The sequence below is a fragment of the Paenibacillus piscarius genome, assembly GCF_022234545.1.
In the GTDB taxonomy this organism is placed as follows: domain Bacteria; phylum Bacillota; class Bacilli; order Paenibacillales; family Paenibacillaceae; genus Paenibacillus_AQ; species Paenibacillus_AQ piscarius.
This window is the reverse complement of record NZ_JAIEUI010000026.1, coordinates 45,277-69,568: the sequence shown is the minus strand read 5'-3', so window position 1 is coordinate 69,568 and position 24,292 is coordinate 45,277. Positions and strand designations below refer to the sequence as shown.

14 protein-coding genes are annotated in these 24,292 nt (G+C 55.9%); all 14 read right to left on the bottom strand.

The features are described 5' to 3' along the window. Positions 1 to 5: 5 nt before the first annotated feature. Positions 6 to 863: a sugar phosphate isomerase/epimerase family protein gene (locus tag K1558_RS28550; protein WP_238655377.1), complete on the bottom strand. Its 858-nt coding sequence runs from the start codon at positions 861 to 863 to the stop codon at positions 6 to 8. A 15-nt stretch (positions 864 to 878) separates the two neighbouring features. Next, on the bottom strand, positions 879 to 1,937 hold the full coding sequence (locus K1558_RS28545; protein ID WP_238655376.1) for a Gfo/Idh/MocA family protein: 1,059 nt from the start codon (positions 1,935 to 1,937) through the stop codon (positions 879 to 881). A gap of 1 nt (position 1,938) precedes the next feature. Then, positions 1,939 to 3,159: a M20 family metallopeptidase gene (locus K1558_RS28540; protein WP_238655375.1), complete on the bottom strand. Its 1,221-nt coding sequence runs from the start codon at positions 3,157 to 3,159 to the stop codon at positions 1,939 to 1,941. 378 nt (positions 3,160 to 3,537) lie between these two features. Then, positions 3,538 to 4,635, bottom strand: coding sequence for an alanine racemase (locus K1558_RS28535; protein ID WP_238655374.1), 1,098 nt, complete (start codon positions 4,633 to 4,635; stop codon positions 3,538 to 3,540). Beyond that, a complete protein-coding gene (locus K1558_RS28530; RefSeq protein ID WP_238655373.1) occupies positions 4,632 to 5,099 on the bottom strand; it encodes a RidA family protein in 468 nt (155 codons plus the stop codon). The genes K1558_RS28535 and K1558_RS28530 overlap by 4 nt, the downstream gene beginning before the upstream one ends. A 79-nt stretch (positions 5,100 to 5,178) precedes the next feature. Further along, entirely contained in the window at positions 5,179 to 6,546 is a 1,368-nt protein-coding gene (locus K1558_RS28525) for an alpha-L-fucosidase (RefSeq protein WP_238655372.1), read from the bottom strand. A gap of 82 nt (positions 6,547 to 6,628) precedes the next feature. Beyond that, positions 6,629 to 8,317 carry an ABC transporter substrate-binding protein gene (locus K1558_RS28520; RefSeq protein WP_238655371.1) on the bottom strand — a complete coding sequence of 563 codons (1,689 nt, stop codon included), beginning with the start codon at positions 8,315 to 8,317 and terminating at the stop codon, positions 6,629 to 6,631. An 18-nt stretch (positions 8,318 to 8,335) separates the two neighbouring features. Continuing rightward, on the bottom strand, positions 8,336 to 9,235 hold the full coding sequence (locus K1558_RS28515) for a carbohydrate ABC transporter permease (protein WP_238655370.1): 900 nt from the start codon (positions 9,233 to 9,235) through the stop codon (positions 8,336 to 8,338). Between the two features lie 12 nt (positions 9,236 to 9,247). Then, complete coding sequence (locus K1558_RS28510) at positions 9,248 to 10,165, bottom strand: ABC transporter permease (protein ID WP_238655369.1); 918 nt, start codon at positions 10,163 to 10,165, stop codon at positions 9,248 to 9,250. A gap of 334 nt (positions 10,166 to 10,499) precedes the next feature. Beyond that, complete coding sequence (locus tag K1558_RS28505) at positions 10,500 to 12,803, bottom strand: helix-turn-helix domain-containing protein (protein WP_238655368.1); 2,304 nt, start codon at positions 12,801 to 12,803, stop codon at positions 10,500 to 10,502. A 244-nt stretch (positions 12,804 to 13,047) separates the two neighbouring features. Then, complete coding sequence (locus K1558_RS28500) at positions 13,048 to 14,226, bottom strand: MalY/PatB family protein (RefSeq protein ID WP_238655367.1); 1,179 nt, start codon at positions 14,224 to 14,226, stop codon at positions 13,048 to 13,050. 90 nt (positions 14,227 to 14,316) lie between these two features. Further along, complete coding sequence (locus tag K1558_RS28495; protein ID WP_238655366.1) at positions 14,317 to 14,679, bottom strand: LytR/AlgR family response regulator transcription factor; 363 nt, start codon at positions 14,677 to 14,679, stop codon at positions 14,317 to 14,319. A 123-nt stretch (positions 14,680 to 14,802) separates the two neighbouring features. Continuing rightward, complete coding sequence (locus K1558_RS28490) at positions 14,803 to 15,492, bottom strand: S1 family peptidase (RefSeq protein ID WP_238655365.1); 690 nt, start codon at positions 15,490 to 15,492, stop codon at positions 14,803 to 14,805. Between the two features lie 30 nt (positions 15,493 to 15,522). Next, positions 15,523 to 24,246, bottom strand: a complete 8,724-nt coding sequence (locus K1558_RS28485) for a chitobiase/beta-hexosaminidase C-terminal domain-containing protein (protein WP_238655364.1) — start codon at positions 24,244 to 24,246, stop codon at positions 15,523 to 15,525. Positions 24,247 to 24,292: the final 46 nt, after the last annotated feature.

The window sequence follows — 24,292 nt, the reverse complement described above, 5'->3', positions numbered from 1 at the left end:
CTCGCCTATGCCTGCTCCCACAGCTTACGGACGTTCTCCAGCGCCAGCTGCGTTCCTGCCTTGCATTCCTCGCGCCCTTCAAATTCGATGGAGATATATCCGTCGTAGCCGGAGTTCTTGACGGCCGCTGTAATAGCCGCCAGCTCCAGATCGCCATGCCCGGCAACGGCACCCAGCAGATAACGCCCGGCGGCGCTGCGGAACCAGCCGCCGCCGGGATCACGGTCTCCCGGCCGTATGTAGAAATCCTTGAAATGCACCATGGAAGCATACGGTGCATTCTTCAGGACGGCCGCCAGCGGGTCCTCATCTGCACATACGAAATTGCCTACATCCAGTGTGGTGCGGAAGTTGTCCCGGTCGACGGCATCCACCAGTCCGAGCACACGGTCGCTGGTCTGCAGGAAATAGCCGTGGTTCTCCACACTGGTGGTAATGCCGAAGCCTGCCGCGTAATCGGCAATCTCCCGGCAGCCTTCCGTCAGCCGGGCGAACTGCCTCCGGTAATGCCTGATGGAGGTATCCGGATGGGTGGCCGCATCATGGCGCAGCAGCTTCACGCCGAGCCGGGCCGCCATGTCCACCTCCGTCTTCAGCCGGGCCAGCTCGGCCTGATAGGCCGCTTCACTGTCTGTAATCAGATTGCCGCGGACCGCATAATTGGACAGCGCGATGCCGCATTCATCCGCTTTGGTGCGGATTCGTTCGGCAAGTCCGTCCTGCTGGTGCAGATCGAAGCCGATCGGCACGAGCTCCACATGCTCCCCGCCTGCCGCTGCCGTCCATTCGATAACATCCAGAACATCCATCTCTCCGCTCTGAATCGCTTTATATAAGCTGTAAGTGCTGACGCCAAGCTTCATACGATGATCACTCCTTCAAAAAATAATTTCCTTCCCAAGCTCCGCCGATTCGTATATCCCGCACAGCATACGCATGATCTCTACGCCGTCCGCTACCGGACTCAGCGGCTCACGGCGCTGCTGCACACATTCAATGAAATGGTCAATCTCATTCTGGAAGGCAGAATCCAGATGAAATCCGGGATGTGTCGTCTGCGGTGTGGTATTGAGTATGGTATTATTCCGCTCTGTGGTGAAGGACAACACCGGGTCGACTTCAACACCGCCTTTGTCCCCATAAAGCTGAATCGCTGTCTTGTTCTCCTTGGCATGGAGGGTGAAGCTGGCATCAAGCATCAGGGAAGCCCCGCCCTCGAAGCGGATCAGCGCATTGGCCATATCCTCGACCGAGCTCGCGGCAGCATCATAATCAGCAGCCCGGTAAGCGGCCAGATGCTGTACATTCGCACGGTTGCCGAGCTGATAGTACGTATTGGCGGAGACAGACTTCACCTTGGGCCGGCCCATCAGATACCAGCACAGATCCACGACATGAACGCCGATATCAATGACAGGCCCGCCGCCGGAACGCGACCTGTCCGCGAACCAGCCGCCGGGATTGCCGATCCGGCGGATGCTGGAGGCGCGGGCATAGTAGAAGGAGCCGAATTCCCCAAGTTCTGTGAACTGCTTGACAAGCTGCGCGTTATTGTCGTACCGCCGCACATAGCCTACCTGCAGAATCTGCCCCGACTTGTTCACGGCTTCTTCCATCCGCAGCGCCGATTCAACGGTGGTGGTCAGCGGCTTCTCCAGCAGCACGTCGATTCCGGCCTGAACGGCCGCAACGGCGATGTCCTCATGGGTGTTGTTCCAGGTGCAGATGCTGACCGCATCAATGCCCGCATGCGCGAACATCTCCTGGTAGCTGGTGTAGGTCTTGGTCGCCCCATACTTGTCGGCGGCCTGCTTAGCCCGCTCCTCATTCAGATCGCATACCGCGCAAATCTGCACATGCGGGTTACTCCGGTATGCATTCAGATGAAGCTCGGAGATGGTGCCTACCCCCACGATGCCTATTTTGACTATACTCATGTCACATCCCATCCCTTCTATAATGTAGTACCAGCCCGGCAAGCGCCGAAGCTGCGGAGACTAACTCCTCGACTGGCACCCATTCGTCCTCCGTATGCGCCAGGCTGATCTGCCCGGGGCCAAAAACAACCGCCGGTACGCCAGCACGGGCCAGCTTGCTGGCATCCGTTCCATAAGCGGCCCCATACTCCTGGCGGCCTTCCGCAAACTGAGCAACCGCCGCAGCCAGCTGGCGCACCAGCGGATGGCTGCCGGAGGTCTCCAGCGCATAGTCGATAATGAACGGCTTCTGTACGGTAAGCTGCAATCCCGGCGTATGGCGCTCCAGCTCCTGCAGCTTCTCCTTGAAGCCTTGCCAGACCTCCAGCGGCTCCTCGCCTGGAACGGTCCGCCGGTCAACGGTAATACGGCAGCTGCCCGGTATGGTATTGGGCGCAGCTCCGCCGCTAATCTCACTGATGCAGTGCGTCGGTGCTCCAGTAAGCGGATGCTTCTGGAGCGCATAGGCAGGGGCAATCTCTTCCTTCAGATAACGGATCACCCCGGCCATCTGCTCAATTGCATTGACGCCTGTATCCGGCTCGGAGCTATGGCCGGGCTTGCCGTGCACATCAATGTAGAACCGGACACAGCCCTTATGGGCGGTTACCCGGTGCAAGCCCGTCGGCTCCCCGACAACGGCTCCGCAATAGCTCAGCTCCCCTGCGCTGATTGCAGCTGCCAGCCTGCTGACGCCGGTATACCGGTATTCCTCATCTACGACAGCCGCGAGATGTACACCCACCGGCAACGGCAGGCCGCTGCGCTTCAGCGTTGCCATGGCGACCAGCATCGCCGCCAGCGAGCCCTTGGTATCGCAGGCACCGCGCCCGTACAGCCTCCCGTCCATCACGGTACCAGCGAACGGTTCAATGATCATCCCTGTGGTCTGAACGGTATCCATATGCGCCTCCAGCAGCAGAGCCGGACCCGGCTCTGTCCCCGGAAGCATCCCTATAATGTTGCTGCGGCCAGGCTGGACAGGCTGCTCGGTGTAGGGAATTCCTTGCTCCGTAAGGTACCGCTTCACATACTCAGCGACCCCCGCCTCTCCGCAGCCCCCTTCAAAGGCCGGATTAACGCTTGGAATCGCCACCAGTTCCTGCAGTACCCGGGTAATTTCTGCGGGATCGATCTCCACCTGTCCCATAGAAAGGCCACGCTCCTTTTCCATACCAGTCATTTCTGTCATCCTTCATGTCATCTTCCATGCTGGTTTAGTTCTATAATGCCTGAAGGAGTACAGGAATGGAGCTCCCCCCTTCAAGTGCCGTTCCCAGATAAAGATGGGAGTTGTTTGTTAAGGCGTTTGGCCCGGCGTAACGGACTGAGACGCGCTTATCCCGGATGAAAATCACCACTTGGGCAAAGTAACGGACCCCATGGTGCTTATTCTTGGAATTTCTACTCTTAAACATCTCGTAAAGAGATGTTAAGGTCCACTCAGTCTGCTAAACCGCAAAAAGTGGCGTTTTCCTGGGAATAGGGTCTCTCAGGTCCGTTAGGAGCACACTGAATCTTCGCTTCGAACGAAAGTTCTCCCCTGCCGGCCAGCCCGCCGTCACGTATTGCAACCCCGGGCATCCACCGCAATCCATTCCGCCCACCGGCCGTTACGGACACCGGCTACACGGTCATGAAGATTCGGAATGACGCAGGAATGGTTCGGGATAATCTCAACCCGGTCCCCGATCTGAAACAGCTCAGCAAGCGGGTCATACTGGAGGAAGCCGTGCTCCTCGTTCAGTGCAGCCAGCCTAACCTCCGGATACCCCACAATGATTCCGAAGCCGTCACGCCCGTGGGCCTTGTCGCTGGTCAGGCTCTTGGTTCCGGCATCGATCGTCGCCCGCCCGGGCAGAGGGGTGCTGACTACAGTCGCAATCACGCGCAGTGCGCAATCCTCTTCAGAAGCAAGCCCCATCCCCACACCGGAGGCATCCCACAACACATAGTTCCCCGCACGCACCTCCGTCACCCCGTTAAGCTCCCGGCACATCAGGGCAGCGGGCGAAGAACCGGTGCTGATGATATCCACCGGCAGCCCGGCCTCTCTGAACAGCGCGGCAGTCTCCAGCATCAGCGCAGCTTCCGCACGGGCAGCTTCGCTGAAAGCCGCCTCGCCTCTATTCTGATAGATCGTCCCGAAATACCCCATCAGCCCGGAGATGCGGATGCCCGGCAATGCCTGGACCGTTAAAGCAAACTGCCGGGCGTCTTCGCCGGCCTGCCGGCCGCCCCGGTGCAGCCCGCCGTCGATTTCAATCAGCACTTCAATCGGCTTCCCGGTCCGCAGGCCGACTTCCGACAGACCTTCAGCTCCAGAGAGGCTGTCAACCGTAGTGATCACCCTGCACTTCATGTGCAGCGCAGCGAACCGCTCCAGCTTATCCGCACCGATCAGCGGATAAGCAATCAGAATCGGCTCCACACCTGCGGCGGCAAACACCTCAGCCTCCGCCAGCTTGGCTGTCGTAATGCCGATGGCCCCTGCCGCAAGCTGCATCTGGGCAATCGCCGCCGATTTATGCGATTTGATATGCGGGCGGTGTTGAATTCCGCAGGCCTTCAGCCGCCGGGCCATCCCGTCAATGTTGCGCTGCATAATATCCATATCAATAATTACAGCAGGTGTCGGCAGCTCTGCGTAGAGGCTCATGCTTCTGTAACCTCTACAATCAGCTCAATCTCCACAGGGGTGTCAAAGGGCAGCTCATTGGCCGACAGCGCCGAACGGGCATGTCTGCCTTTGTCGCCCAGCACCTCTACCAGCAGATCAGACGCGCCGTTGATGACATACGGCTGCTCCGTGAAGCCCGGTGCCGAATTGACAAAGGCCAGCATCTTCACCACCTGCTTAATCCGGTCCAGCTCCCCCAGGTGCTCCTTGAGCACAGCCAGCAGATTGACTGCCACCTGCCGGGCGGCAGCATACCCCTGCTCCACGGTCAGATCGGAGCCTACCTTCCCCGTCAGCATCAGCGTTCCGTTAATACGGCAGTCATTGCCCGAGGTATAGACGACATTGCCTGCCTGCCGGGCAGGCACATAGGTCGCTACAGCCGGAGGCACCTTTCCCAGTACAATTCCCTTTTCTTGCAGCCGCTGCTCTACCTTGCCCATGCTATTCTCTCCTTTGGTTCCACTATTGTGGCTGATCCTCTGTCCGCTACCCGCAGCAGGGTGCACACCAGAGACCTGATTACCGTTCGATTCCGTCCGTATAGACCGAGGTGCCGCGCTGGCTGCGCGCCCATTCCGCCACCCGGGCCGGATCGCCTTCCCACAGACGCTCGCGGCCCCACTGATTGGCTTCAGGCTTCCCCTCACATTCCACACGGATCACCGGGAACAGGCGGGACGGCGCTTCCGCAGGCAGCCCTTTAATGAATAACTCCGCACCTTGCTGCTCGAACTCCAGCGTCTGTCCCGTAGTCAGCAGGGTTACCGACTTCACCTTACTGGTCAGATCCGCCAGCCGCAGCTCAGGCCGTCCATCCCAGAAGCGGAAGATCAGATACAGATTGTTGCCGCGAGTAGTTTGCCGGCCTCTGGTAATGAATTCGGTGATGGAGCCGCCGTCCGAGCCGTAGATCGCTTCCCCGTGCACCTCCAGCCAGCGGCCGATATCCAGCGCCCGCTCCACGAATTCCGGCGGCAGCTCGCCATCCGCTGTCGGACCGCAGTTCAGCAGCAGATTGCCGCCGTGGGCCCCGCCCTTCTCCGCACATTCGCAGAGCATATCCAGCAGATAATCGGCCGGACGCCAGCGCTCGCCGAATACATGGCTCCAGAGCCGCCAGGTGCTCACCTGGCAAGATTCCCACAAGCGCTTGCGGTCGGCTACGATCAGATGCTCCGGGGTTCCGAAGTCCCCAAGTGTGTCCGAGTCGCCCGCACCCACGCCGCCGTCTGCGCGGTATTCATCGTGAGCGCTGGAGTAGCCCAGCCGGTTGTTGACCAGGATGCCCGGCTGCAGCCGGCGCATCTCCTCCAGCAGCTCCACACTCTGCAGCTCATCGGCATTGCGCGGCCATACGCCGTCGAAGAAGAAGTGATCGATCTGTCCGTAATTAGTGAGCAGCTCCTTCACCTGGTTATGCAGATAATTCCGCACCTTCTCCCAGCCCTCCGGGTCCTTGGCCGGGCCGTCGAAATAAGCGGGCAGCCTCCAGTCAATCCAGGAATAGTAGAGCCCGATCCGCAGCCCTGCCTTGCGGAAGGCATCCACATATTCGCGGACGAAGTCGCGCCGGGGAGCCAGCTTCGCGCTGGAATAATCGGTGTAGACGCTGTCCCACATGCAGTAGCCGTCATGATGCCTTGTCGTGAAGCAGGCATATTTGAAGCCGGCCTTCACTGCCGTCGCCGCCCATAGCTCAGGATCGAAATGCTGCGGATTCCAGGCAGCAGCCTGCATAGCATATTCCCGCTGATGCAGATGCTCGCGGAACAGAATCTGCTCCCCGCGGCCATACTGCGCGTATGGCCCCCAGTGAATGAACATTCCGTAACGGCTGTCGGTGAACCATTTCCAGTGATCCGGGACGGTGAATTCCAGTGTAGTCATGAGTGTCCTCCTGCCGATTCTTGTATTGTGGGCGTGTTAAATCTGCAGCTGCCCAGAATCCGGGCAGCTGCAGGCTGAAGTATTATTTTCCCGTAGCCGACTTGTAGGTTTCGTAGGCCTCTTGATTGATCTCCAGATAACGGCTCAGGTTCATGCTGTCCAGTGTAGCCAGATATTGATCCCACCCGGTATTAATATCAGCATCGCCGATAATGAAGCGGGCCATCATTTCACTGGTGTAATCGTAGATCGTTTTGGAGAGATCGGCGATCTCGGAGGACTGGTCCACCGTGAAGTTGATCGGCGGCAGCACCGTCTCGACATCCACCCGGTACGGCTCATATTTCTCCTTGGTCTCGTTATACAGGATGCTGTCCAGCGGGTTATCCGGGTTCGCTACCAGGCCAAGGCGCAGTGAGTTGGGACGGTAAGCGATACCTGTCTGCGACCATTGCTTGTTCTGGGTCACCCCGAATTTGGACATGTCCATATAGACAGCGGGCTTGCCGTTCAGGCCGATCTCGTCAGCCTTGGCCCATCTCCAGTCCACATCCGGCTCACCGATCGTGGAGCGGAGCGTAATCTCCCGGTCATACAGGGCATCGGCGAAGCGGAAGGCGGCTTCCGGGTTCTTGGCCTTGTTAGTAATAACGAATTGTCCCGGGGCTACCTGATATGGATCATACTGCGTGACCTGCACGCCATCAGGACCTTTGAGCGGAGCTACCGCTACATACTCCAGCCATCTGCCGCTTGAACCGTTCAGCTGGGTCATAGCACTCATATTCGGACCGGAGGCGGCTCCCAGGATCGGCACATCCGGATTCTCCCCCAGCTGCACGAGCTGGGCGGCATCGCGTGTCAAGGCCTGCGGGTCCATCAGCCCCTCGCTGTACAGGCGGTTCAGATACTTCAGCCCTTCCTTCCAGCCTTCCTTATTGAACGGCACATCCACCTTGCCCTCGTCATTGACATAGATCCGGGTGAACGGCGCATAGGTGAAGGAGTTCATCAGGAAGTTCTCAACGCTGGTCGTGAGCGTAGACGTCTGATTCACCTGCGGCGCACCGGAGAACGGAATTTCATCCGCGATGCCGTTGCCGTTAGGATCCTGGGTTTTGAAGGCCTTCAGCACCTCATAGAATTCCTCCGTCGTGGTCGGCATCTCCAGATTCAGCTTCTTCAGCCACGGCTCGTAGATCCAGAGCTTCTGGCGCATCGAGCAGTGGTAGCATTCATTCGGTGCCGGGAGCGCGTAGATGTTGCCGTCCGCTGAGGTGATCGTTGACTCTACCAGCGGGCTTTCCGCGAACATTTTTTTCGTATTCACCCCGTATTTCTCAATATAATCATTCAGCGGGAGCAGCACGCCCTGCTGTCCATAGAGGGCCTGCTGTTCAGGCGTCACATTCATCGTCATAATCACATCCGGCAGATCACCGCTGGCCAGCGCCAGATTCAGCTTCTCGGTCACCGTACTGGTCGGGACAATCTCCCACTCTACATGGATATTCGTCAGCTCTTCGAAATATTTGGTGAACTCATTCGTATCGAAATCCTCGACGGCCGGATTGGCCCCGGTCATGACACGGAGCGTGATTTTCTCCTCGACAATCGGGAACTGCCCTGCCTCTGTAACGGCCTGCTGCGCCGCTCCTCCATTCCCTGATGCTGCTCCATTGCTGCTGTTCGTATTGCTGCTGCATGCGCTGAGAATACTGCCCAGCATACTCACTCCAACCAGTAGTGTTGCGACCGCCTTAAATTTCATAATATAGTCCCCCTTTATTTATCCTTTGAGTGAACCTACCATAACGCCCTTGACCAGGTATTTCTGAACGAAGGGATAGAACACCAGCAGCGGAAAAGAAGAAATAACAATCAGCGAATACTTCAGCAGCGTCTTCATCGCCTCGCGTTTGGCCGCATCCTGGGGATCGCCTGAGAGCATGCCGACATCCACATCATTTTTGACCAGGATATCCTTGAGCACCAGCTGGAGCGGGTAATGGTCCTGGCTTTTTAAATACAGCATGGCATTGAAATACTGGTTCCAGTTCGCGGCGGCGTAGTAGAGTGTGATGACCGCAAGGATCGGACCCGATAGACGGATAACCACCCTCCAAACAAACTGGAAATCGTTACAGCCGTCTAGTTGTGCCGCCTCCAGCAGCTCATGCGGGATCGACATTTGAAAATAGGTTCTGGCGATAATCACATTCCATACGCTCAGTGCGCCGGGGATAATCATCGACCAGATCGTGTCCAGCATCCCCAAATCCTTGACCAGCAGATAGCTCGGAATAAGGCCGCCTGTGAACATCGTGGTGAACATGAACAGCAGCATGAAGCCGTTCTTGCCATAGAAATCTCTGCGGGACAGCGGGTAGGCCGCCAGCACCGTCATGATGACATTGACCAGCGTTCCGGTTACCGTATAGAGAATCGAATTGCCGAAGCCGACCCAGACCTGCTTGTACTCAAAAACCGCTCGGTACCCGTCCAGACTCGGACGCACCGGCCACAGCCAGACCTCCCCGGACACCACCGCCTGCGAATCGCTGAACGAGGCACTGACGATATACACAATCGGATACAGTACCGCCAGAAAGAGAAAAGCCATAAACAGGTTGTTCAGGACTGTAAACAGCTTGTCGGCTGCGGAATCATTGCGGAAAATCGTGTTCATGGTCGGCCTCCTTTACCACAAGCTGCCCTGCTTGGTTTTTTGCGCGATCTTGTTGACCGTCAGCAGCAGAATTAGATTGATAATTGATTTGAACAGTCCGATCGCCGTTGAATACGAATAGTTGGCAACCTGCGAGGTCAGGCCGACCTTGTACACATACGTGTCGATAATCTCGGCCGCCTTCAGGTTAATCGGATTCTGCAGCAGCAGCACCTTCTCAAAGCCGACATCGAGAATATGGCCGGTGTTCAGAATAAGCACGATGATGGCCATCGGCATAATGCCCGGCAGATCGATATGCCACATGCGGCGGAATTTCGTGGCCCCGTCCATCACCGCCGCTTCATGCAGTGAAGGATCAATACTGGCCAGCGCCGCGATAAAGATGATGCAGTTGAAGCCGGCATGCTGCCATACATCCGACCAGACATAGATTGAGGAGAACATCGAAATCTCACCCATGAAGTTGACCGGCCCGATTCCGAAGAACCCGAGGATTTTGTTCACAATGCCGATCCGCGGGTCCAGCAGCTCCTTCACGATGCCGACCACTACTACAATGGAGATAAAATGCGGCGCATAGGTTACCATCTGCACAGCCTTGCGGAAACGGATACTGCGGAGATAATTCAGTCCCAGGGCCAGCAGGATCGGGATCGGGAACCCGGCAATCAGATTGTAAAAGCTGAGAATCAGCGTGTTCCTGAGAATCCGCCAGAAATCGTAGGAATTGACGAACCGGCTGAAATGCTTCATGCCTGCCCAGTCACTGTCCCAAATGCCCTTGACTACCGAGAAATCCTTGAAGGCAATCTGGGCTCCGTACATCGGCACGTATTTGAAGATGATTAAATAAAGAAAAGGCAGGGCCATCAGCACGTACAATTGCCAGCTTTTGATCAGCTTGTGGACGAAGGGCTTGTCGTTCAATTCACTTCTCACCTCCTCTTATGCTTGTCTTGGGTACACACTTGCGGGCAATCCCCTGGTGGCTTGTTTGTGTGTCTTCCTTGTTCCACAGCATAGACCCGGAGTGTCAGAGCGTAAATTGTCAATCGTACGTTTCGTTGTCTTTTGTTAAGAAATCTGCCTTTGCAGTTGCCATTCGGATGTGCATTCGATTAGAATTCGGCCTTTTTATTCTATTAAATGGTATGAATTCTAAATACAGCGCTATTTCAAAGTTAATTTATATTACATCATACGTTATGAAAAAAAGACCAGGAGCGTCTCCCGGCCTTCCCATTGAATGTAGATTGTGTCCTCATCCGGTTGCGGATTCCCGGAAAGCGGTGGCGCTGAGTCCGCTGTCCCGCTTAAACGCCCGGCAGAACGTGTTCGTGGAGTGATAACCAACCTGCTCGGCGATCTCCCGGATCGGCAGGCCCGTGTTCGCCAGCAGCGCCTTGGCTTCGTTCATCCGCAGATTCTCCAGATATTCCGAGAAATTCGTGCCCGTCTGTTCCTTGAAAAACTGTGACATATACCCTTTGGAAATATTCATATGCTCCGCGACAGCATCCAGGCTGAGATTGGCCTGCCCGAACTGCTCCTGAATATAGACGAGAATGGAGTCCAGCAGCTTGACATTGCGGCTCTTCTTGCGCTGGTCGGCTTCTTCACTCATGGTGAGGAATATCTCTGCCGCACGCTGATAGACCTCGCGCAGATTCCCGGTGGCGTTCAGCTGCTGGAGCAGGCTGCTTACCTCCTCCGGGTATTGCAGCATCAGCTGCTCCTGCAGCTTCACCAGGCAGCTGATCATCTCACAGCAGAAGAGCTGCTGCATCGCCAGCGGCAGGTGCCGCTCCTGAAAATTCTCCCGGAACAGAGAATCCAGCAGCCGGCGCAGCTCTGCCGTCTCCCCCGCCTTCGTGTAATTGCCGAGACGGTTCTCCACCTCTCCGGGGAAATAGAACAGGCTGTTCTCGCTCGGCAGGTCATAGAACCAGGCGGTCTGCACCATTTCCTCATAGGTAATGGACGACAGGGACTGGCGCGCCTCCTCATAGGAGCCGGATACATCCAGCAGCGAAGCGCGGAAGCCGCCGATGGCGAAATACAGCCCCAGAGGCAGCCGCTCCCCGATCTCCGCTGCGGTATCCCCGATAATGCCTTCAATCCTCCGGCGGAACCGGATGCTGTCCCCGCCGGTATCCACGAACAGGATGGCAATCTTGTCCTCGGCTACATCATGCACATAGTAGCTCCCGCCCATGGCCAGCCGCAGCGCTTCTTTGATCAGGACCCGCTCCACATCCAGCTTGCGCAGCGCGTCAGCGCTCATGCCCCGGGTCCCCCCGCGGAAATGCAGAATACCAACGGCATAGGATTCGCCTGCAATCTCCATCTGCTGATGCCGCAGCAGCGTGTTGATCTCGTTCAGGTTGAGGAATTCCCCTTTCAGCAGCCGCTCATAGAAGCTTTCCAGCAGCAGGGGGGCCTGCCGCTCAATTTCGCCCTGCAGGGCCGCATTGTTATCAATGAGCGCAGACAGCGAATGCTGAATGAATCCGTACATCTCCTTGGGCCGCCGGGGCTGCTTGCCGCCGGGACGCTCTGTCAGCGTCGAGAGAATGCGGAAGAGCGGCTTACCGCTGCGGGTCGCGAACAGATAGGCCAGCAACAAGCCGATCAGCAGGAACGCCAGGACGACAACGATGGTTATTTTTTTGATCGACAGGACCTTGCCCAGAACTACATGCGGGGGCTGAGCCACTACATAAGACCATTTATTATAAGCAGACTTGGTGTAGGTCACCATCATATCGTTCGTCTTGGCCGAAGCCTCAATAATCCCGGAAGCGGCCGGATAAGCCGCAGGGTCCAGATCGGGAACCGTTCCATCCCCGGACAGCGCGCTCACCACCCGGCCTTCATTGTCGATAATCGAGACCCAGCCGCCATCGGACACATCCACTCCCGAGAGCAGCTTCTTCAGCTTGCGGTTGTCCACCAGAATGACCAGCGCCCCCTGAATGGAGCCCGGATAACCCAGTGACTGCACGTAAGTGAGCATGTCATAAGACTTGCCCTGATACTGTGCCGACCCTGAGGCCATCACCTCACGGTTGCGGTAGGTACTGAACAGATCGCTCCGCCAGGTCTCGTAGTCGGTTCCGGCACTGGAGAGGACATAATTGTAGAAAGCGGGAAGCTCATAAGTGGAATTGGAGGATAGGGCCAAATTGCTGTTCTTAAAAATCAGATAGTAATCCAGCACGAAATTGTTCGAGGTATTATAGCTGTAGAGATTCTTCTGGGTCTCCAGTACCTTGTAGGTTCTGGTGCTGCTGAACGGATCGCTGACACGGGCAAAGCTCTTCACCATCGGATCGTTCAACAGTTGCAGGGCAATCGTGTTAATTTCGGATAAGCGGATATCCATCGTCTCCTTTACCTGCTCCAGGAGCTGCATATTGCTGCCGGTCACTTCATCCTTGACGACATCGTAGGTTAGCTTATAGAAGAGTCCCCCCAGACACAAAGCAAACACCATAAATGAAATATAGGGTATCATCAAACGCACGAACAGATGCTGCTGTTCCGGCCACTTCGCAATCCGCATGGCTGCTGTCCCTCCTTTTCCAATCGCTGCAATGTTAGAATACATGCCCCCGTATGGAATTTCTGTCGTAAAAACAAGCAAAACCGCATATTATGTCGATTATTATAACATCAAGCTTCAAATTTAGGTATTATACTTTTGATTTGTAATGTATTTTTATCCGTGATACCGCGAAAAAAGCCGTTCCCCTCCGAACATAATGTTCAAGAAGAAAACGGCAGTAATTCTTACATGTATGCTATATCTATTTCACATAAGCCGCCGCAGCCCGGACGAACCGCTCCAGCGCTTCAACCAGCACAGAACGCGGGCAGGCGAGATTGATCCGCAGATGGCCTTGGCCTTCGGGCCCGAAGACAGAGCCTTCGTTGAACGCGACCTTGGCTTCACGGTACATCAGCTGCTTCAGCCCGTCCGTATCCAGGCCGAGGGCGCGGCAGTCGATCCACAGCAGATAGGTGGCTTCCGGCTGCATCGGCCGCACCTGCGGCAGATGCTCGGCAAGATAACGGATCGCATAGTCTGCGTTGCCGCTGATATGCTGGATCAGCTCATCGAGCCATTCACCGCCTTCGTTATAAGCAGCTTCGACCGCCTCCGGCGAGAAGAACGGCGACATATGCAAGCTGAGCGTCTTGATCTTATAATCGAACTTCCGCTTTAGCTCAGGGCTTGCGGTTACGATATAAGAGGTCTGCAGCCCCGGCAGATTGAAGGTTTTGGTAGCGGCCAGGGTGGTCAGCGTAATATCCGACAGCTCCGGTGACAGCGAGGCGAACGGAATATGCTTGTGTCCGGGCATAATCATGTCGCAGTGGATCTCATCCGAGATTACCGTTACCCCGTACCGCAGGCACAGCTCGCCCAGACGCAGCAGCTCCTCACGCTCCCACACTCTGCCGCCGGGGTTATGCGGATTACAGAGCAGCAGCAGCTTCGCGCCGCCGGCCATCAGCTCCTCCAGCTGCACGTAGTCCATCACATAATGACCGTCTTCCAGCTTCAGCGCATTCGCCGCCACCTTACGGTCATTCATGCGGATGACATCATAGAACGGATAATATACCGGCGACTGCACAATCACCTGATCTCCAGGACTACTGAACAGCTCCACAGACAAGCTGAGCGAGGTGACAATCCCCGGAGAGTCTGAGATCCAGTCCGGCTGAATCTCCCAGTCATGGCGTCTGCGGTACCAGCCCGCAATTGCCTCCTTGTAAGAGTCGCCCCCCACACTGTAGCCGTAGATGCCTTCCCGCACCCGGCGCAGAATCGCCTCCTGTACGGCCGGCGGACTCTCGAAGTCCATGTCGGCTACCCACAGCGGGAGAATATCCTTATCCCCGAACAGCTTCTCGGATTGATCCCATTTGTAGGAACGGGTATTGCGGCGGTCAATGATACGGTTAAAATCATACTTCAACGATACTCACCCATCCTTTCTGCTTGTCCGTCCATTGTACCACGCAGAAGCGGCTTCCGGCATCCCGCTTTCCGCTTCCGGCTGCCAGCTTCAGCTCCCCTCGCGCAGCCGTTCCACCGACTGGCTGAGCCGGACCTCCTCCAGCGGTTTCAGAACATAATCCACAACGTCCTGGTCGAAGGCCCACAGGGCATGCTGCTTCGTCTCTGTGACCACCACAATCTGAATATCCGGCAGCCTCTTCTTCACCAGCTCGGCAACAACGACGCCTTGTTGGCCGGGCAGCTGCAGATCCAGAAACAGCACATCGGGGTGCAGCAGCACAATCTGGTCCACAACATTCTCGGGATAAGCCGACATGCCAATTATATTTATCTTGCCTGTATGCTGCAGCATGGATGACAGCTTATAGAGATCCTTCTCATTCACATCCAGCAAATAAGCCTTAATCACCCGGGTTCCTCCTCCTTCCATACGGGGACCTGCCTGTTAACGGAATGCTTATTTCCCTAAAAAAAGTGCTGCCCCTGCGCTTGCTGAGCAAACGCTGTAGGGACAGCTACAGTTCATATTATTTTACTGAAAGGATGCCGGCAGCAGGCTGCGCAGATCCTCCATGTTAACTACCAGATGGATATTGTTCATCGTCCGCAGCGAGCCGGAGATGATCCCGGCAAGCTCGCCGTGGCTATCCAGCAGAGGACCGCCTGACATGCCGCTGGCAATCTGGGCCGAAGTCAGAATCCGGCTTCTGCCATTGATGTCGGCTGCCGGCGTGTTGACAATGCCCTCCGTGATGATCGCTGTGTTCTTCAGCGGGTAGCCGAGGGCATATACAGCCTCACCATGCTTCAGCTTGTCCTTGCGCAGCGGCAGATAATGATAGGCATTGCCCTTCTGCTTCATCGCCGCCGGACTGGGCAGCTCCAGGACGGCAACATCCTTCAGCTCGTCGAACCTGGTCACTTTGATCGGACTGATGACCGTTCCATCGGCCATGACCCCTTCAAAGCGCTGTCCGCCTTTCACCACGTGATACGCCGTTGCTGCAGTCCCGCCCGGGGACAGGATGATTCCTGTCCCGGTAGAGCTTGCGGTACCGTCGTTTTTCAGCACACGCAGATAGAAGATCGCATCACCCGCCATGGCGTAGCTCTGCTCGGCATTATACACGCCTATCGTGTCAGCGCTGGTCGTGCCTTCATTGAAGAGCACCGCTACGATCAGCGAGAAGATCAGGCTCACGGCAAGCAGCTTTGTTTTCATCCGCGTTGCTCCTCTACCTATGAATTTCTGTTATTTCACCACCGACATGATGTCTTTGTAAGCCCAATGGGTAGCCGGAACATCCTTGAACCGTACAGCCGTTACCGTCAGCTTCTTCGTGCCGGCAATCCGGTTGATCAGGACAACAGCCTGTGCACGGGTAATCGGTGTTCCCGGCTTGAAGGTTCCGTCAGGGAAGCCTTGCACATAACCTGCCTGCGACAGGGCGTTGACATATTTCTCTGCCCAGTGTCCCTGCATATCCTTCTGCTTCGTTACGCCTGTCTCAGTTACGTCGAGCTTCAGAACGGTGGTCATGATTTTGGAGAACTCGGCTCTGGTCAGGCCCTTCGTTCCGCCGAAGCCGCCATCCGGGAAGCCTTCAATAATGCCGGCCGAAGCGAAGAATCCGGTCAGGGCTTCATTCTCGGCATTGACATCATTGAACAGATTGCCGACATTTACTTCTTCCATATCAAGCAGCGGTGCAAGAGACTGGATCAGCTCATACCGGGTAATGGCAGCGTTTGGCATGAACAGGCCGTTCGGATAGGCTGCCATATACTTGATCTCTCCGCTATTGCTCTTCAGGCTGTACTTGGCGTTCTCCACCACATACTCAATCGTAATGACTTTATCGTCTTTGTCCGTAATCGCTTTGATCGTCATACTCTTGGTAATCAGCAGCTCACCGGTGTATTTCGTGCTCTTAGTCGTCGGAATGCTGCCGTCTGTTGTGTAATAGATCGTCTGCCCTTCCGGAGCCGTCAGCACAAGCTTGCTGTTCTTAGCGATCTTGACCGGTGCTTCACTGTCACCAGTCACCGTGGAGGTACCGGCAATTGCAGTGATCGCCGGAGCCGCCGGGGCAGGTGTCGGGCTTGGAAGCGGTGCTATCGGACCGCCACCGCCGCCGCCATTGCCGGATCCAGGATTTGGATTAGGACCCGGATTAGGTTCTACAAGTGTCCAGGTCCAGCTTGCAACCGGGCTGTATTCCTTGCCGGTTACTACTGTGATGGCTCTCACTGTCGTGGTGCTCTTAAGCGTAATTGCTCCGCTGTACAGCATCGAGGCTTCAGTCGGCTGTGTGCCGTCCAGCGTATAGTAGATGATGCCGCCCTGTTCGCCTGTTACCAGTTCAACCTTCACTTCGCTGGTGAAATTCTTATCCCCAGGTGCGGCAGTCGGTGCTGATGCCGGACTCGGGTACTGGAATGCAGCGGTATTGATAGTAATATTTCTGCTCTGTCCTCCTGCGCTTGCCTTCAGTACTGCACTGCCGCCTGATATCAGGCTGCCGGTTGTACCGTTCACTACAGCTTTGGACGGATCAGCGCTCCAGGAGAGGGCTGCGCCGCTGCTTAAGTGGAATGCCGAACCCACGCGGTTAATCAGATCCTGCGGGTTCAGGATAACAGCGGCTGAAGCCAGAGTCCCTTCGCTTGTTCCGTTAAAGGCCAGAAGCACCGGATAGAATGTGTTCTGGGCTGTCCAGCTTCCGGCATCCAGGCCTGCTGGCAGATCCGCGCCGGTAAGCTCTGTTCCCGTAAGCCCCACCGCATTGCTGCTGCCTCCTGCTACTGCCTGGCCATTCAGATTGTAGTACGCAATATTATTCTTCAGCATTTGTCTGTTGAATAAGGTTTGGCTGATGGTGGCCTGATCCGCCTTCTGTCCGGCAATGCCACCGAAGAAGGCCTGCAGCGGCTGAATCTTGCCTTTCACAGCAGCCTTCACTTCTCCGGTGTTCAGGGAAGAAGTAATGGACCCGCTCTCCGCCAGACCGGCAATACCGCCTGCCCATGCTGTAGACATCCCTTCAGCAATGATCGTTCCCGCAGAGTAGCTGTTCTTGATCTCCCCTGCGTTCAGACCGCTGATCCCGCCGGCGATCGCCTGGGCCGAAGCCACACGGACATCTCCATAGGCAATGGACTCGGTGATCGTGCCTTCTGCACTGTTCTCGCCGGCGATTCCGCCTGCTGCGAGTGTAGCTTTATCGTCAATATTGCCCTTTGAGACGGCCTGGTGAATGACTCCGGCGTTGCGTCCGGCAATACCGCCGATCCGGCCCGCTTCGGCAAGAGCTACTCCTTCATTCGATACCTTCTCCAGAGTGCCCTGATTCACGCCTGCTACTCCGCCGGCAGCAGCACTGCCAGTTACGGAGCCGCTTACCTTCACATTACGGATGACTGCGCCTGTGTGGTTAATTCCGGCTGCAACCCCTGCATTCACTGCGCCGGAGATATTCGCTCCGGTAAAGCTTACATTCAGCAGCTCCCCGCGGTTATCCTTGATGAAGCCGGCGGTCTGCTGGCCGGAGGCTTTCAGCGACAGTCCGCTGAGCGCATGGCCTTGGCCGTCGAATACGCCTGTGAAGCTGTCGAATGCCGTCCAGAAGAGTCCGGCAAGGTCGATATCCGCGCCGAGCAGGATCGTTGCCAGCTGCGGCTTGTCTTCAGCCGTTCTGTTGAACAGCTTGTAATAATTCAATCCTGACTCGTTATAGAACATGACTGCCCCTGCAAGCTGCAGCGGAGTCTGCACTGTAATGGTTGCATCCTTCAGATCGTTCAGGAAGGTAGTGTCATAATCAATACTCCAGAGTCCTGAACTCAGCGGGTCAACAGCTGCTGTACTTACGGCGGCTGCGGCTGCACCTGTGTTGCGGCCTACAGCAGAAAGAGTGCCTGTGTAGGATGAGCTAATGATTTTACCGTCCCGGAAGTTATAGCCGACCAGTGCGCCTGTGGAGACATTGTTCCCCGCTACCGCCACATTAATCTGCGGTACATTGGAATAGACACTGGTTAATGTCCCGTCATTATAACCGGCGAAGCCGCCGTTATACGAACGGGTCGAAGACTTCACTCCGACTGTAGACAGCTTATTCTGCAAGGCGTAAGACTTGCTGATGCTGCCGCTTCTCTCCACGGAGGCTGCGAAGCCGCCGCTTCGTGTGTCGAAGCCGGTATTGCTGATGTCACCGGAGGCATAGGAATCCGTGATCGAATAATGATCTACAGAACCCGCGAAGCCACCGACATAAGAGCCTAATCTGCCGCTGACATTCAGCTTGCCTGTCGCATAAGACTTCTGAATCTGTCCGGCAAGCGTACCGTTCTCACCCAGGAGTCCGGCAAAACCGCCTGCATACATCGTATTATCCTGATTGGTGTCTGTGATCACTACCGGAATATCCGTATGGGTATTCGTAATCAGGACATGATCGGCCATTCCGATAACGCCGCCGACGCGTGTATTCGGTACCGATTCACCCAAGGTAACCGCTGATCCGACAGTGATGGACTGGCCGGAGCCGGAGATCACCTTACTGTAATGAATCTCGCCGCCGTCTCCCCAGCCGGCAAGCCCGCCGGCATTGATCACTCTGCTGTTATCTGCGTTCACACCGCTTCTGACAATAGTGTCCACAATGATACCGTTACTGTATCCGGCAACTCCGCCTGCACTCACGGTATTGCCGCCGGTTACCTTCAGACCGGAGGCCACTTCGGAGCTATAGATGGAGGCATCCGTATTCTTGCCGGTCAGACCGCCCGCATAGAGGTCAGCACGATGGTCTGTTCCGGTAACAGTGATCTGGCCGTCATGGACCTTGGCAATGTAAATCCCTTTATACAGCGGATACGCCTTGCCAAAATCAAAGCCTTGATTGATATCGTCCGCAGCGATTGTTCCGGCGATCCCGCCGACGGCAACCTCACCGCTCTTCGCTGCCGCCTGAAGCTCAGGTGACGAATCTGCATTGTAGATGATGGAATTATCACTGACTCCAACAATCCCTCCGGCAGTGATTACTTCACCTGCGGCCGTAAGAGCAGCATTGAACTTGGCATCATTGATTGCTGTCCGGGAAGCCGATCCGGCAATCCCGCCGAGCACAGCCTTCAAGCTGTCGCCGGTCGTAGCCAGCTTCACGCCTGACACTGCGGCATGTTCAATATCGAAGCTGCTGCCGTTATTTACAGAACGGACCGGCATTCCGTGCAGTGTGCCTTCCTTCAGGCCTACCACACCACCGGCTGTACCATTGGCCGTCAGCTGTACGCCGCTTCCCGTCCCGGTGACGGTCACATTCCGGATATGGTTTCCTCCATCCGACTGGCCGATCACTCCGCCCAGGATGGAGTCAAGCCCCCGTGCTTCCAGCGTTCCGTCTGCAAAGCTTACCGTCAGATCCTGCGCCTGACCGGATTGGTAATGTCCAACCATTCCGCCCACAGTGCTGTCCATTCCTGTGGAGGCAATACGGTATCTGGAATTCACCTCAAGGGTTAGACCTGTCACATTCCCGTTCTGTACCCCGATAATTCCGCCGATAACAGCATGGTCAGCTGCACTGCCTACACTGCCGTCCTTATCGTGAATGACATAAGTGTCAGCTGTAATATCCGCTGTGTTGTCACCGATCAGACCGCCGGCAATCCCGCCTTCAGCGACCGTCTCAATCCGGCTTCCGCCGTCCAGCGTTAGCTGCAGCCCGGCCACCGTGCCTGAGTTCTGGCCGATGAGGCCGCCGACAATGCCGCCGCTGACCTTCACGCCGTCCAGCAGCTTAAGGTCCACATTCTTGACTGTACCCAGGTTCGTTCCGGCCAGCACGCCGGTGTAGCCGTTACCGGCAACCGTGAGGGGCTCAAGATTCATATTCTGCACTGTAGCATTCGCTCCAATGATTCCGAACAGTCCGGAATGCGTATAGACCGGCTGCAGCGTCAGGCCGTCGATCAGCTGGCTTTTCCCGTCGAATGTTCCTTCAAAAGGAGTCGCTTCCTTGTCGCCGATAGGCACCCATTGCTTGGACTGGATGTGGATCGGACTCATCACGGTCACGGTTCTGTCCTTAAAGCTGAATTGCTCTACACCGGCAATCGTGCCGTTAACAATTCCCGCCAGACCGGCCAGCTCAGCCTCCGAGGTGATCTCAAAGCCGATCGCATCCTTATCCTTCGTGTACCAGTTGATATTGGCATTCACGTTATTACCGTTGTCTCCGCCGCCGGTATTGGCAATGCGGTTGACTTCAGGGTAACGGTAGGCCGCACTGAGCGAGCCGTATTTCCAGGCTCCCTCGAAATCCCAGCCCGACAAGCCCGGGAATACCGTTCTGTCCTTCAGCGTCTCCGACAGAATGGTAGTCAGCCGGACATGCACATTCAGCCAGCGGTGATTGCCCTCTGCGAAGTCAGGCAGGTCACGGTTGATGTTCAAGCCTTCGTCTTTAATATAGTAGGATTTATAGAGCAGCTCTTTACTTGCATTATCATATCGTCCGGCGAAGCCGCCGGCATAAGCCGTCTTATCCGCCGCTACATTTACCTCTGCTGCTGAGTAGACATTGTTTATTTTACCGCCAGTAATCCGGCCAACGAAGCCGCCCGCATAAGAATTGTTGTTCGCAGCGGTAACACTTTTCGCTACATAAGAGTTCTTGACAGTCCCGCCCGACAGCTCGCCGATCAGACCGCCGACAATGGTATAGGCTTTGTTCGCGGTTACCTTAGAGACAGAATACGATTGCTCCACTGTACCGGCTGTATTTCTGCCGATCAGTCCGCCCAGATATACCGAACCGCCTGATGTTCCTTGGGCATTGCCCGTCACATCAATATCTACATAAGAGCCAATGACTGCACCGGCATTGCTGCCTGCCAGACCGCCGGCATGGGTACCTGTACCCTCAACCGTCAGATTTGCATTGGAATACGTGTAATAGAGAGTTCCTGATGCCGTATTCACTCCGGCCAGACCGCCGATGATGGAGGAATTGCCCCTGGAGATCACCGAGATTTTATCGGTAATGCTGTTGTTGGCAATCAGCGTGCGGTTCTCACCAACCATCCCGCCCACAATAGCATTGGCGGAAGTAGCTGAGACCGTCCCCAGTGTCCGGGTATTCTGAATCGTGCTGACCGAGGTCACAGGATTCAGCACCGGATCAATACTCTGGGCCGCATTAAGGCCCACAATGCCTCCGACATAAGAGGACACTGCCCCGTTGTTCGCCTTCAGATTCAGACCGCTGATATAAGTGTCCACAATAATGCCTGTAGCACTGCCGTGGTTATATCCGGCCACCCCGCCTGCAGTAGCACGCGGGGCATTAAGGGTCAGACTCACAGCTGAACCCACCAGTCGTTCCAGCCTGGAGGATTCATTGTAGCCTACAATCCCGCCAATATAGGCATCTGTAGCCGCTGATTCTGCCAGAATCAGCATATTCTCCACGTTGACCTTTTTGCTGTCACTGCTGATGCTGCTGTTCGTAAGCATACCCGCCAGGCCGCCGACAGACGGCTTGGCCGCTTGCGCCTGGATGATCATCAGGGCGCCATTTTCCACGTTCACTTCAGGTGTTGTAATATCTGTTGTTGCAGCAGCCCCAACGATTGCTCCCGCTTTGGCATCCGCCGCTGTCAGCGTAATCATCGGATCCGTCCCGAGAAAATTCAGCACAGCGGATGTAATTCCTGCACGTGCGGCAGGAGTCTCTGTCCCTTCCGAATGTCCGGCAATCCCGCCGGCTTCAGCGCGGACACCGCTGGCTTGAATATACATCTGAGTCACCGTAGCGTTAACCAGCTGTCCGGCATTGAAGCCTGTATTCCCGCCGAGCTGGTTGTCTGCACCGCTTGCGGTGATGACTAAGAACTCCGCATGATTGAACGGAGCGGCTGCGGCCGAATGGTTCTCACCGAACATGCCGCCTGCTTTTACCGAAGTACCTGTAGCCTCGATCTTAATACGATTCGTGTGCCCGTTGAACTGGGCAGCCGAGTTATGCCCTGCACCGCCGCCGAAGCTTACCTTATCAGCCTTCAGCACGGTATGGATATCCTGCACTTGCACAGGCACAGCTGCAGATCCGATGACCGCATCCGCTGTCAGCTTGCCTGCGGCGCCGCCGATGGTATACCCGCTTCTTCCGGCTTCATTCAGGAAGCTGATCCGCGAGGACTTACCGCCGGTCAGCGTCAGCGGCTTGGTGTTCACACCCACGAGTCCGCCGAACACGATATTGTCCTGCCCGTCTGCCGCATCCGCTACTGCAGCCTGAAGCACCAAAGTGCTGTAGCCTGCTGATTCAGCATCTCCGGCAGTAACTCCGCTTACTGTACCCTGTGCGTTACCGGCAATCCCGCCGACAACTCCGCCAGCCGAAGTAACCTGCAGCGTTGCATATTTAATAGAAGAATTATTCAAGGTTCCTTCCAGGTAGCCGGCGATTCCGCCGATTGTACCATCAGAAGTGATAGCCAGAGGTTGTCCTTCCGTCTTGCCGGTCACTGACGATGCAATGGTTCCGCCGATTTCGTAACCCACGGTACCGCCGGTATAGACATCCGCAGTACCTTTTACCTTCAGTTCGCCTGTGGAAGAAGTCTGGGTGATATTCCCGCCTGCATCGTAACCGGCAATCCCGCCGGTATAGACGCCTGTGCCGCCGTTAACCGAGATCAGCTCGCTATTCCCGAATACCCCAGCCGTAGCATTGCTGGTCACCAGCCCGCCTGCGGCGTATCCGACAAATCCGCCGGTAGCAACATTCTCTGAGCCGGTCGCTGTAACCTTCTGTGTATTCACATAAGGATGCGTCCAGGTGAATGTGCTGCCGGTATATCCGGCAATCCCGCCTGTATATACGTTCTTGCCACCGTTATTGGTAACCGGAGCGGTATTTACAAACGTAATGGAAACCTCACGGCTGGCCACTGTTCCTGTCGCGCCTACCAGCGCCCCGGCTGCCGAGTTCACTGCCGCTGCTGCATTAACGGTAATTGCACCATTATTGGTAGTCATGTTGGAGAACACGACGGTGTTGTCTACTTTACCGACAATGCCGCCTGCTGCAACCTGATTCCCGCCAGCGATGGTGACAGAAGCCGTATTGATGATTGGGGTGTCTTCATCATTTAAACTAAGCGGTCCTGTGGTGTGCCCTGCAATCCCGCCTGCGGTGAGCACGGAGTTGTCCGTCCCCTGGGCAAGAACCGCTCCATTATTGACCACTTTTTTGATGATGATGCCTCTCGAATCGCCATAGCCCAACATTCCGCCAACATCGGCTGAACCATACGCTGTCACCGCTGCGTTATTGATTGAGTTCGAGATCATCCCTTCGCCCATCCCGACAATACCGCCCGTGTAGGAGTGATACGGGGAAGCATCCGAAGTGATATTGATCTTGTTGGTAATGTCAAACACAATGCTGCTGCCGCTCATTTTACCTACGGCAGAGCCGGCATAGACATCATAGGTTACTCCGGTCACAGAGATGGTGCCTGATTCAAAACTCAGGCCGCCTACTGTACCGCCTTGCATATTCCCTACCAAGCCTTGGTAAGAACGGTTCGCCACTACGTTCAAACCGTAAATCTTCTTGATTAATCCGCCTTCCGTGATTAAAGTTCCCCGGAAGGGATGTTCGGCCGTACCGATGGGCACCCACTGGTAAGCAGAGAGGTCCAGGTCGTCCGTAATCTCCATAATTTTACCGCTAAGTCCGTTTACAGTGCCTTCATTAACGAGCTTGGCTACACCCGCTAGTTCAGCAGCAGTCTTAATTTTGAAGGTATCATTCGTTGGCACGTACCACTCGGTCCTGGCCGCGCTGTCCCAGGTCTGCGGATCAGCCTTGGCCATGATGCCCCCGGCAACTGCGGCAACTACAATTACCGCCAGTGCTATTAGATAACCTATCCATGATTTTCGCTTCAAAGCCATGTTGACACCACCTGAATAGTATTGTGATTAAAGGATTTCCCAGCAG

What these genes read in the sequence shown, in the direction of transcription:
- K1558_RS28520 (WP_238655371.1), bottom strand. Translation starts at nt 8,317, where the DNA reads ATGAAATTTAAGGCGGTCGCAACACTACTGGTTGGAGTGAGTATGCTG.
- K1558_RS28505 (WP_238655368.1), bottom strand. Translation starts at nt 12,803, where the DNA reads ATGCGGATTGCGAAGTGGCCGGAACAGCAGCATCTGTTCGTGCGTTTG.
- K1558_RS28530 (WP_238655373.1), bottom strand. Translation starts at nt 5,099, where the DNA reads ATGGGCAAGGTAGAGCAGCGGCTGCAAGAAAAGGGAATTGTACTGGGA.
- K1558_RS28535 (WP_238655374.1), bottom strand. Translation starts at nt 4,635, where the DNA reads ATGAGCCTCTACGCAGAGCTGCCGACACCTGCTGTAATTATTGATATG.
- K1558_RS28485 (WP_238655364.1), bottom strand. Translation starts at nt 24,246, where the DNA reads ATGGCTTTGAAGCGAAAATCATGGATAGGTTATCTAATAGCACTGGCG.
- K1558_RS28545 (WP_238655376.1), bottom strand. Translation starts at nt 1,937, where the DNA reads ATGAGTATAGTCAAAATAGGCATCGTGGGGGTAGGCACCATCTCCGAG.
- K1558_RS28490 (WP_238655365.1), bottom strand. Translation starts at nt 15,492, where the DNA reads ATGAAAACAAAGCTGCTTGCCGTGAGCCTGATCTTCTCGCTGATCGTA.
- K1558_RS28525 (WP_238655372.1), bottom strand. Translation starts at nt 6,546, where the DNA reads ATGACTACACTGGAATTCACCGTCCCGGATCACTGGAAATGGTTCACC.
- K1558_RS28550 (WP_238655377.1), bottom strand. Translation starts at nt 863, where the DNA reads ATGAAGCTTGGCGTCAGCACTTACAGCTTATATAAAGCGATTCAGAGC.
- K1558_RS28515 (WP_238655370.1), bottom strand. Translation starts at nt 9,235, where the DNA reads ATGAACACGATTTTCCGCAATGATTCCGCAGCCGACAAGCTGTTTACA.
- K1558_RS28540 (WP_238655375.1), bottom strand. Translation starts at nt 3,159, where the DNA reads ATGACTGGTATGGAAAAGGAGCGTGGCCTTTCTATGGGACAGGTGGAG.